Source organism: Paenibacillus sp. TY11 (genome assembly GCF_059772165.1).
Window position 1 is genome coordinate 141,643 of record NZ_JCBAIQ010000016.1, and the last position, 11,545, is coordinate 153,187.

At 46.3% G+C, this 11,545-nt stretch carries 10 protein-coding genes and 1 pseudogene; 1 reads left to right on the forward strand and 10 read right to left on the reverse strand.

The window, feature by feature from the left end:
• Window positions 1–6 precede the first annotated feature (6 nt).
• From topA to AC6EJC_RS18190, 5 genes are all read right to left on the reverse strand, one after another.
• Complete coding sequence (gene topA, locus AC6EJC_RS18170) at window positions 7–2,109, reverse strand: type I DNA topoisomerase (protein WP_444955166.1); 2,103 nt, start codon at window positions 2,107–2,109, stop codon at window positions 7–9.
• Between the two features lie 285 nt (window positions 2,110–2,394).
• Window positions 2,395–3,513: a DNA-processing protein DprA gene (gene dprA, locus AC6EJC_RS18175; protein ID WP_444955167.1), complete on the reverse strand. Its 1,119-nt coding sequence runs from the start codon at window positions 3,511–3,513 to the stop codon at window positions 2,395–2,397.
• Window positions 3,514–3,740: 227 nt separating this feature from the next.
• A complete protein-coding gene (gene sucD, locus AC6EJC_RS18180) occupies window positions 3,741–4,670 on the reverse strand; it encodes a succinate--CoA ligase subunit alpha (RefSeq protein ID WP_025723280.1) in 930 nt (309 codons plus the stop codon).
• Between the two features lie 49 nt (window positions 4,671–4,719).
• Window positions 4,720–5,880, reverse strand: coding sequence for an ADP-forming succinate--CoA ligase subunit beta (sucC, locus tag AC6EJC_RS18185; RefSeq protein WP_444955168.1), 1,161 nt, complete (start codon window positions 5,878–5,880; stop codon window positions 4,720–4,722).
• 338 nt (window positions 5,881–6,218) lie between these two features.
• Complete coding sequence (locus AC6EJC_RS18190) at window positions 6,219–6,689, reverse strand: MarR family winged helix-turn-helix transcriptional regulator (protein ID WP_444955169.1); 471 nt, start codon at window positions 6,687–6,689, stop codon at window positions 6,219–6,221.
• A 147-nt stretch (window positions 6,690–6,836) separates the two neighbouring features.
• Here AC6EJC_RS18190 and AC6EJC_RS18195 point away from each other — a divergent pair, with 147 nt between their 5' ends.
• Complete coding sequence (locus AC6EJC_RS18195) at window positions 6,837–7,265, forward strand: organic hydroperoxide resistance protein (RefSeq protein WP_444955170.1); 429 nt, start codon at window positions 6,837–6,839, stop codon at window positions 7,263–7,265.
• 371 nt (window positions 7,266–7,636) lie between these two features.
• Here the strand turns inward: AC6EJC_RS18195 and AC6EJC_RS18200 are convergent, their stop codons facing one another.
• The 5 genes and pseudogenes from AC6EJC_RS18200 to AC6EJC_RS18220 all read right to left on the reverse strand — a co-directional run.
• Window positions 7,637–9,256, reverse strand: a complete 1,620-nt coding sequence (locus AC6EJC_RS18200; protein ID WP_444955171.1) for a YifB family Mg chelatase-like AAA ATPase — start codon at window positions 9,254–9,256, stop codon at window positions 7,637–7,639.
• Window positions 9,257–9,420: 164 nt separating this feature from the next.
• Window positions 9,421–9,972 (reverse strand): nitroreductase family protein, encoded by a 552-nt coding sequence (locus AC6EJC_RS18205; RefSeq protein ID WP_444955172.1) that lies wholly within the window; start codon window positions 9,970–9,972, stop codon window positions 9,421–9,423.
• A 155-nt stretch (window positions 9,973–10,127) separates the two neighbouring features.
• Window positions 10,128–10,511 carry a YraN family protein gene (locus AC6EJC_RS18210; RefSeq protein ID WP_444955173.1) on the reverse strand — a complete coding sequence of 128 codons (384 nt, stop codon included), beginning with the start codon at window positions 10,509–10,511 and terminating at the stop codon, window positions 10,128–10,130.
• The gene (locus AC6EJC_RS18215) at window positions 10,511–10,810 is read right to left on the reverse strand and encodes an EscU/YscU/HrcU family type III secretion system export apparatus switch protein (protein ID WP_444955174.1); all 300 of its coding nucleotides are present in this window, start codon (window positions 10,808–10,810) and stop codon (window positions 10,511–10,513) included. The genes AC6EJC_RS18210 and AC6EJC_RS18215 overlap by 1 nt, the downstream gene beginning before the upstream one ends.
• Window positions 10,807–11,545 (reverse strand): annotated as a pseudogene (locus tag AC6EJC_RS18220) (DNA ligase); the annotation flags it as partial. The pseudogene AC6EJC_RS18220 and the gene AC6EJC_RS18215, both read right to left, overlap by 4 nt.

The following is an 11,545-nucleotide window of genomic DNA, read 5'->3' on the forward strand; positions in this document are numbered from 1 at the left end:
TTGTTCTTAAGAAGTCTCTACACTCTCATCGCTCTCTTCCAGCATTTCGCTGTGATCGCAGACGGTGCAGTTGAGCTTCGTTCCCTGTTTTGTACGTTTTTCGACCATTAGGCTACTGCAACTTGGACAAGGCTTAATGGACGGTTTATCCCAGGATACAAAATCACATTCTGGGTAGCGGTCACACCCGTAAAAGACACGTCCTTTTTTACTCCGTCGTTCGACGACATGTCCCTCACCGCATGTAGGACAATTAATCCCGATATCTTTGACAATTGGCTTTGTGTTACGGCAATCCGGAAAGGCAGAACAGGCCAGAAATTTACCAAAGCGGCCAAGCTTATACACCATCTGACTGCCACATTTGTCACATATAACATCGGATACTTCATCCTTGATTTCAATTTCTTTCATTTCTTCTTCAGCCACTTCTAGTCGCTTCTCGAATGACTCGTAAAAGTCACTCAACACCTTGACCCAATTACCTTCGCCCTCTTCGACGTGGTCAAGATCACCTTCCATATTGGCTGTAAACTCCACATTCAGAATTTCTGGAAAGAACTCCTCCATCTGCTCGATGACCAATTCTCCCAGCTCTGTAGGGAAAAACTTCTTCTCTTCAATAGCAACGTACCCACGCTTTTGAATGGTTTCCAGCGTCGGTGCATACGTACTTGGACGTCCTATACCCAGTTCTTCCAGCGTCTTCACCAGTCGCGCTTCCGTATAACGAGGAGGCGGTTGTGTAAAATGTTGCTTCGGCTCAACCGCTTCTTTTTTTAGCTTGTCGCCCGGTTGAAGTGGTGGCAGCAGTTTATCTTCTTCGGTTTTACCGTCATCATTTCCCTCTACATATACTTTCATGAAACCTGGAAAACGAACCTTCGAACCTGCTGCCCGGAATATCGTCTCACCTGCTTCAATATCCACGGATAAAGTATCCATAATAGCAGAAGCCATCTGGCTAGCCATGAAACGTTCCCATACCAATTTATACAAGCGGAACTGATCCCGACTCATAAACGGCTTAACTGTTTCCGGATCGCGGAACGCAGAGGTTGGGCGAATCGCTTCATGCGCATCCTGGGCGTTGGCCGCTTTTTTTGAATATTGACGAGGAGTTTCAGGTACAAAAGCTTCGCCATATTTTTGAATAATAATTTCTTTCGCTTCCTCTTGAGCCGAAGCGGCGATCCGTGTGGAATCCGTACGCATATACGTAATCAGACCCACGGTCCCTTCTTTTCCTAAATCCACACCCTCATATAGCTGCTGAGCTACAGACATCGTTTTAGATGCACGGAAGTTGAGCTTCCGAGCCGCCTCCTGCTGCAAGGAACTTGTTGTGAATGGAGGAGAAGGATTGCGTAAACGCTCTTTCTCTTTCACATCGCGTACCTTGTAAGACGATTTTCCGATAGCTTCCAACACTTCTTGTACATCCGCTTCGCTGGAAAGCTCTTTCTTTTCGCCGCGCAGCTTATGAAATTTCGCTTCAAAGGTACTGTCTTTAATAGCTAGTTTAGCTGTGATCGTCCAATATTCTTCCGGCACAAACTCACTAATCTCGTTTTCCCGGTCCAAAATAATTTTCACTGCAACCGACTGCACACGCCCAGCGGACAGACCCTTCTTTACCTTTTTCCAGAGCAACGGGCTAATTTTGTAGCCGACAAGTCGATCCAGTATCCGTCGTGCCTGCTGAGCATTGACCAAATCCATATTGATTTTACGGGGTGTTTTAAAAGCATCTTTGACAGCCTGCTTCGTAATTTCATTAAACACAACACGGCAATCTGCCGTATCGTCCAGTTCCAGCGCATGCGCCAGATGCCAGGCAATAGCCTCACCTTCGCGATCCGGGTCAGCCGCCAGATATACTTTTTTCACTTTTTTTCGGGCATCCTTTAATTCTTTTAGAATTGAGCCTTTACCTCGAATGGTAATGTATTTGGGATTAAAATCATTTTCGACCTCTACGCCGATCTGACTCTTTGGTAAATCCCTGATATGACCCATGGAAGCCTTGACGATATATTTACTGCCTAAGTATTTGCCGATCGTCTTCGCCTTGGAAGGCGATTCCACGATGACGAGTGAATCCGCCATAGGCTCTTCCTCCTCTCAATTACACACATGAATATTGATAGACTTCCTGAAATGTGGTGAGTTATGACGCGTTAGAGAGCTTCACATCCGGATATAAAGGCGAACGCTGCGCTTCTTCAGAAAGATTCCATCTGCTCCGCTGCTGCGAGTCATAAAGTCAACACATTTCAGGAAGTGGGGAAGGAGTAGGAATTCGCGGTGCGGATGAATGCCGTACTTCCCTCCACCTGATGTTTAAAATTGAATTTGTGCATTTACTAACTAAGGACTTTGCAAAAACAACTACTAAATAAGCTTGTATTTTGTGCCCGCTAGCTGGGCGATCCTTTTTTTTATGATTAACGATAACAGAACTGCGTGTAAAAGTCCAAAATCCCATGCCGTAGCATCAAGCAGTTCATCCAGTGTCATGGTTCCCTGTTCGAGCAACAGTATGACACGGTTTTCCTCAGAAGTCTCACTTTCTGGAACTTTGGAGACCTCCTTCAGATTAAGTCTCTGCTCTCTATTGTATGAAGAAACCTCCCTTGTACGCAAATCTGCTTCATACTCTTCAATAATATCCGAAGCTTCAGTGACTGTTTTGGCTCCTTGCTTAATCAAGCTCAGCGTGCCTCTACTCTTCGGTGACGTAATGGGTCCGGGAACAGCAAACACATCTCGATTCGCCTCTAGCGCAGCATCAGCTGTAATCAAGGAGCCGCTTCTTGCATCTGCTTCGACGACGAGCGTTCCCTTCGTTAGGCCAGCTATAATCCGATTACGTTGTGGAAACATTCCCGGATGTGACCTCGTGCCTGGAGGATACTCCGATACGATCAAGCCTTTGCTAGCCATCTCTGCAAATAAAGACGCATTTTGGGGAGGATAAATTTGATCAATCGCTGTTCCCAGTACACCAATCGTGTTTCCTCCCCGGCGCAGGGCTGTTTCGTGACAAATACTGTCAATCCCTCTCGCCAATCCGCTAACTACTGTAATCCCTGCATTACATAATCCCTCTGTTAGTATCTCCGCTGCTCTACGTCCATAAGCGGTGGGAACGCGGGTTCCTACCATGGCTATAGAACATGTATGCAAAAGTGATTTATCCCCTTTTGTATACATTACCCAAGGTGGGTCAACTGTTTCCTTCATTAATAAGGGATAATCCTCGTCCACATAAGTTACCGTTCCAATATCACCGGACTGAACTCGCTGATATCGTTCATGCACCCATTCTTCATCGTAACACTGAGCCGCAATTCGTGCCTGAGCAGGGCTTAATCCTATCTCAATCCACTTTTGTTCGCTAAAATACAGTAGCTCATGCAATCGATAGTCACTAAACCAAATACGCTGAATTGTTTTTCTTCCGATTCCCTCTAACTCATGCAAGCCTAACAAAAGCCATCTTTCTTCCAAACTATGGTTCCCCCATTCACGGAAGAGTGAACCCTCCCTTATTTTGTGGCACAATGAATCATTTTGCAAGCGTTTCCCTGACAAGCCTGTCTTAACGCAAAAAAAAGCAACCTTTTCATCCCCTGTTTCAGAAGATAAAAAGGTTGCTTACCTTTCTTTCATTATACACTAGCCTGCGGCAAATTTCGATGCAGTTTTATGGCCTTATATTAATGAAGAAACACGATTTAATGTGTCGTACACAAATTCAAAATACCACGTGCTTCCAGCACACTTACCAGTGTCGAGCCCATTTCGGAAGGAGTCGGTGCCACCTTGATCCCACAGGCTTCAAGCGTGGCAATTTTCTCTTTGGCCGTTCCTTTTCCACCAGAAATAATGGCGCCTGCATGCCCCATCCGTTTGCCCGGAGGCGCAGTCACACCGCCGATAAAACCAACCACTGGCTTCGTCATATTGTCCCTGATCCACTCGGCAGCCTCTTCCTCGGCTGTACCACCAATTTCTCCGATCATAATGACAGCGTGAGTGTTGGGGTCCTCATTGAAACGTTGCAAAATGTCAATGAATTCTGAACCTTTAACGGGGTCACCGCCAATACCAACCGCGGAAGATTGTCCTATACCTCGGGTCGTTAACTGATGCACTGCTTCATAGGTCAAAGTACCACTACGTGACACAACACCTACATGACCTGGTAGATGAATGTAACCTGGCATAATACCGATTTTACATTCTCCTGGCGTAATAACGCCTGGGCAGTTAGGGCCAATCAGAACGGTCTTTTTACCTTCCATAAAACGTTTGACCCTGATCATATCAAGCACCGGAATGCCCTCCGTGATACAAATCACGAGATCTAATTCTGCATCTACAGCCTCCAAAATGGAATCTGCTGCAAAAGCCGGTGGCACGTAAATCACGCTCGCTGTTGCGCCAGTCGCTTCCTTGGCTTCGCTTACGGTGTTAAACACTGGCAATTTGACCTGTTGTCCGTTCTCCAGTGTAATTTCTACCTCGGTCCCCCCCTTACCTGGAGAGGTACCACCTACCATTTGTGTACCGTAATCAAGTGCACCCTTGGCATGAAACAACGCCGTTTTTCCCGTAATCCCCTGTGTAATCACCTTTGTATGCTTATCGACCAAAATACTCACGATCTTCACATCCCCTATCGTTTATTCGGCATATCGGAATGCAAACAGGCTATTGAACAAGTTCGACGATTTTTTGGGCGCCATCCGCCATGGAATCCGCTGCTACGATATTCAAACCGGATTCCGCTAAAATCTGTTTGCCGAGCTCAACATTTGTCCCTTCAAGACGGACAACAAGCGGACGAGTCAGCCCCAACTGTTTGGCAGCCTCCACGACGCCGTTCGCAATGATGTCACACTGCATAATTCCGCCGAAAATGTTCACGAAAATACCTTCTACCTTCGGATCGGACAAAATGATTTTGAACGCTTCGGTTACCTTTTCCGTCGTCGCACCGCCCCCTACGTCCAGGAAGTTGGCCGGATCGCCACCGTAATATTTGATAATATCCATGGTTGCCATCGCCAAGCCCGCACCATTGACCATACAGCCAATATTTCCGTCCAGAGCGATATAGCTTAGATCGTATTTAGATGCCTCAATTTCTTTCTCGTCCTCTTCATCCAAATCACGCAATTCCAAAATATCCTTGTGACGGAACAACGCATTAGAATCGAAATTCAGTTTGGCATCTAACGCCAGTACATTCCCATCACCCGTAACGACTAAGGGATTGATTTCTGCAATTGAACAGTCCTTTTCCACAAAAGCTTCGTATAGCGCCAGCATAAACTTGACCGCTTTGTTTACCAGTTCATTGGGGATATTAATGTCATACGCCAACTTACGGGCCTGATACACCTGAAGCCCAATCGCTGGATCAACAACCGCTTTAAAAATCTTCTCCGGAGTGGCTGCAGCCACTTCTTCGATTTCCGTACCGCCTTCTTCTGAGGCCATCATTACGATACGTCCAGTCGCACGATCTACGACAACGCCGACGTAATATTCTTTACGAATATCGCAGCCTTCCTCAACCAAAAGGCGTTTGACCTCTTTACCTTCAGGTCCGGTCTGATGCGTCACCAGCACCTTACCCAAAATTTCAGAAGCAAAAGTCCGCACCTCATCCAAACCTTTGGCAACTTTCACGCCACCCGCTTTACCGCGTCCACCAGCATGAATTTGTGCTTTCACCACCGTAACAGCGCTTCCAAGCGATTCTGCCGCAGCAACGGCTTCCTCCACCGTATAGGCAACCTTACCGTTCGGTACAGCCACTCCGTACTGCTTCAATACTTCTTTACCCTGATATTCATGGATATTCATTCTGGAATCCTCCTATCAACATGACTGCAACAAGGGCGGTTCACAAGGAAATCTATACTAAACCTACATCATTGTAACATGTTTTTAAAACGCTTTCCTTATAATTTAACCTCATGAATTACAGTATTTTGATATCATTATCATTCCCAAAATCGAATGTTTGGATATTATTGGATATTGTGCTTAATACAAATTCACAAAAAAAGTACCTCTGCAAAATGGGATTACCCAATCCGCAATGAGAGGCACTTTATTTCATTAGGCACTATTAGGCACTTTTTCTTTCAGCTAAGAGCGACTTATACCATGAGATTCGCAAGAGTAACTGAAATTACCTGTTATGATTTTTCAATTTGTACATTCGCTTGATGAACACGATCGAGCAAATCATTGAACTGAAGCAGAAGCGACCCAAATTGATCATGGGTCATACTTGTTTTTTCCTGAATGCATCCTGGTACAGACATGGCTTTTTCTCGCAATGCACTTCCCTCTGTCGTCAAAGAAATCAGCACCTTACGCTCATCCTGAGTGGAACGCTTTCGATCGATCAGCCCGGCGTTCTGCAATCTCTTCAATAGCGGGGTTAGTGTGCCGGAGTCCAAATACAATGCCTCACCCAATTCCTTGACTGTACATTCTTCACGCTCCCAGAGCACGATAAGTACCAAATATTGCGAGTACGTCACACCAAGCTTTTCCAGATAAGGCTGGTATAGCTTCGTAATCTCTCTGGAGCATGCATATATGGCAAAGCATAACTGATTATCAAGTTTCAATGCTGCACCTTCATTATGATTGTTTTCCATGCTGTCTGATCACCTACTTTCGTCATTATTTTAGCACATTATATAACAAAATACATGCTAATTGCACAAAATACTTTACAAACAATAATTATTTTGATAAATTAAATTGTGTAAAATATAAATTGGATGAGAGGCAGTGATTGGATTATGATGACCATTCAACAAAAAATGTATGAAACAACAGTAAAAGCGGTTGGTGGACGTAACGGTTATATCGAGTCTTCCTCCCCTGAACTTCGTTTAGATATTGATACTCCAAAAGAAATGGGTGGCGCAGGCGGTGCAGGTACGAATCCGGAGCAATTGTTCGCTGCAGGCTATTCCGCTTGCTTTGACAGTGCTTTAAATATGGTTGCTCGCATGCAACGTGTTAAGCATGAAGGTACCGAAGTAATAGCTACGGTCCATTTCGGCAAAGTGGAAGACGGCGGCTTCGGAATTGGTGTAAACCTTGACGTACTGGTAAAAGGCGTCGATCATGAAACTGCAGTAAAACTGGTGGAAGGCGCACATGAACAATGTCCATACTCCCGCGCTACCCGCGGTAATATTGAAGTGAAACTGAACGTTTTGTAACTCATATTTTTTTAGCATATGTAGGGATACGTTTTCGTCTTTCTTAATGGATTCAATAGTATTCATTAGAATGAATTTCACAACAAAGCCCCCAACCGTTTCGGTCGGCGGGCTTGTTATCCTTTCAGCTATACCTTTGTTAAAGACTGTTTGTTTTTCCATCAAGTAACATGGTAGATGATACATAATCGTATATACAAAAATGATATACTCATAGTATAATCACAATTGTCATAATCTTTTTTTCTTCTCCAGATCTTTATTGTCTGGAGCTTTTTTTGTTTTCATTTTTCCCATTCTAGCCTACATACCCCTTTGGGAAAACTTTTTCATAAAAATGTTCGACGTGTAACTACTACTTCCATAGCTTATTAACTTTCGGGAAAACTGGCATTTGCCCTATCCATATTGCGGTATTGAATAGCTTCAGCCACATGTGAAGTCATGATTTTTTCTGACTCATTTAAGTCTGCAATGGTGCGGGACAGCTTGAGAATTCGATCATACGCACGCATGCTTAAACCGAGGGCATCCATCGTCTGATCAAGCAGCTCCGCCGCATTTTGTTCTAATACCGCATATTTACGCAGCATCTGACCGGACAGCTCACTATTCCATGAAAAGGGTAGCTTGCTGTATCTGTGGATTTGTATCGCTTGAGCAGCCAGCACCTGCCTTCTCATATCAGCGGACGACAGTGATTCTTTTTCCTCCCGCCAATCCTTCGGTTGCGATACTTCAAGCTGAAGATCAATCCGATCCAGTAGTGGACCGGAAATACGTGAACGGTATCGGGCTACTGCTGCAGGTGAACAGGTACAGCGCTGATGTTCCGTGTCATTGCCGAAAAAACCACAGTGACATGGATTTAAGGAGGCGGCAAGTAAAAAATGCGCCGGATACTTAAAAACTGCACGTGAACGACTGATCGTAACATTGTGGTCTTCCAAAGGCTGGCGCAGCACCTCTAGCACATGACGGCTAAATTCAGGCAACTCATCCAGAAATAAAATCCCCCGATGTGCAAGACTGATTTCTCCTGGTTTGGGTATACCTCCCCCGCCCACCAAACCAGCAGCAGAGATCGTATGATGAGGCGAGCGGAAGGGACGAATATTCATCAGATGGGGCGAAGACTCCTTCCACTTGCCGGCGGCGCTGTATACTTTGGTGACTTCTAGCGCTTCCTTTTCAGTCAAAGGCGGCAGGATGGATGGCAACCTGCGGATGAGCATCGTTTTTCCAGCACCCGGCGGTCCCATAAGAAGGATATTATGCATTCCGGCTGCAGCGATGACTAACGCACGTTTGGCGTGTAGCTGACCCAGTACATCGCTGTAATCTTCCATATTGCTAGTTATCTCTTCTTCCTCACACAGCGGGATATGCTCTGCTTGAGGTAAATGGGCATAGGAATGGATCATGACCTGTTTACTAGCAGTACAATTCTGATTTATCGCTTGGCTATCAACGGTGCCTTGTGCATGATCTGCATCCGGGATAAGATCCGTCAGATGATGTATAGCATAAATACGTATACCCGTGATCAGACGAGCCTCGCTGGCGTTTTCCTTGGGGAGCAGCACGGAATGGAATCCTTCTCGCTTTGCCAGATCAACCATGGACAGCACCCCATTCACAGGACGAATGCTGCCATCCAGCGCCAGCTCGCCAATAAACAGCGTTCGTTCCCCCACTGGTAAAACGACCTGTTCACTGGTTGTCAGCAACCCTAAAGCGATAGCAAGATCAAAAGATGAACCTTCCTTACGCAAATCAGCAGGAGCTAAATTAATCGTGACACGCTGGGACGGATATTTAAAGCCGCAGTTTTTGATTGCTGCTCTCACGCGCTCCACTGCCTCCCGAATCGCCGAATCCGGCAATCCGATAATCGCGGTCTGAGGCAAGCCATTAGACAAATCTGTCTCAACTTCGATCAGAACGCCATCTATTCCATACAGACAAGCTCCATGTAATTTTCCATACATATCAAAAAGCACCTCTCCTCATATTGGAATGTCTCCCCCTCGGGAATCATTGCATATATGAAAAAAGGTGCTTCCAAATTTTCATTCATTGCAAATGTAATGTTCGAAATTTTAGTTCCAAACCATGCTTTCAAAATTCTTGACTAAGTTTATCTGACGACAGATTATTTGTCAAACAAGGTCAGCTTATCGGCTGCCGGAGTACGGGGTCTTGATTCCGGGATAACATCAGGATAGCCTGCATATATCATTCCTATTACCTTCTCACCCGGTTGAATTCCCAAGTGCTCACGGAACCTTGGCGAATACAGAAATGGCTTTGTTACCCAAAACGTTCCGATTCCTTTGCTCCATGCAGCAAGCATAAAGTTTTGTACAAGCGCGCTGACCGCTGCAAAATCCTCATCCCAAACCGCTTGACGCGGGTCTTCTTCCAGCACCACTAAAAGCTGAATCGGGTTGTGCAAAATACCGCTCTCAAACTTGTTGTCCTTACCAACATCGGCTGCAATTGCTTCTGCAAGCTTTTTCCGCCCCTTACCAGCAAACAACAGAAAACGCCACGGTTCACGCATTTTATGATTAGGAGCCCACACAGCGACGTCCAGCAGTTCTTTGATCGTATCTACCGGGATGGAGTCGGATTTGAATCGTTTAATCGTCCGGCGTTCCTGAATTACATCTATGACATGTTCACTAAAGGTATGCTTTGTCACGTAGATCCTCCTTCACAGGTACAACTTGTAGATATTCATTATAAGATGAAAATGATAACTATTCTCAATAAAATATACCTGTAGCTTTCCTTTCTGTCAACCTGCACATATGAATTCAGTCCTGCACTCTACCCTTCGAAAAAGCTCTTACTCTTTTAAAATGCACCCATTAAATGGCCCGTAACAACAGCCGTTTCGTCAGTTAATCGTACAGAAATCATATCAAAACGGATTGGAGTATCTCCAATCCCGTTCATGTGCAAATAAACAGCGGCTGTTTGGCGAACCTGAGTTATTTTACGCGCAGTAACTGATTCTGCTGGCGTTCCATATTTGGAGCTACTTCGACTACGTACTTCAATAAACACGAGTGTGTGCTCCTGCTTGGCAATCAGATCTATTTCACCACTACGGCATCGCCAATTACGCTCTATGATACGGTAACCCAGGTTTTCTAAAAACAAAGCCGCTGCTTCTTCGCCCATCGCTCCTTTGGCTTTCCGTTGATCCTTGCCTCCGGCCTTCATTTCATTCCACATCACCAGTCATCCCTCGGAGCAAGACGATCCATTTGATATATATAGGTAAGCACCTCTGCCACCAATTGATAGAGCTCAGCAGGGATTTGTTCATCCAAATCAAGTTTGGACAGTACTTCAACCAGCGCGGCATCCTCCTGAACGGGAACACCATGTTCTTTGGCTTTTTCTAAAATGCTATCCGCAATGCGGCCGCTCCCCTTGGCAACGACAATCGGTGCTTCGCTCTCACCCGGCGTATATTTAAGGGCGACCGCCTTCTTCCTGGAAGGAGAAGGCGGTTCCAACGGCTCTTTCATATTTTCAGATCGACTCCTTTATACGGCTGAGGCACATAGCTTTGTACCTCAGAAGAGGCGAGGCTGTTCTGTTCAGTCCTTATGGGCATGGGCTCGGTACGAAGCGATAGAAGTTGGTATCCTAGTGACTCCAGCGCTGTATGAATGGACTCACGTCCACTGGTTAACAGCGAAGCCGCCCATTCCTGATCATTATGGAGCTTGAGACTCACAATCCGGTCTACAACCTGCACATCCACCAGCGTCGGACCAAGCCCCTTCATGTCCAAATCAAACCAAAGACGACAGTTGGAGGCGTCCAGCTCCCCCCGTTTGCCGCGGCGGGACTGAATCTGAATTGTGGCTGTTTCACGACCGTCCGGTCCAACGAACGGTATAAATATGTGTACTTGTGCAAAAGGCGCCGTTCGGTCTGTATTGAGCAGCAACTGCTGACCTGTCAGGTGCTGTACAACCTGCTGAGCCGCCTCTTTCAAAGCGGGCGGCAGGTCGTCGCTGCTCATCAGCTGGAGCAGCGCCCCTTTTACGGTGTCTGCGTCCGCTGACACCGTGTCCCCAGACGCAGCCGCTAATCCCGGCAGCTTCTGCAGCGCTCCCTCTGGCGGCTCCATACGTGCCGCCGCCCCTTGCGCGAGCTGCGCAGTCGCACGGTGTACCTGCTGCTCGTGCTCTGCACCGAGCAGCTTCAGCACGCGGCCCACCCACGGGTCCTCCGTGGGGGTGAGCTGCGTGCTG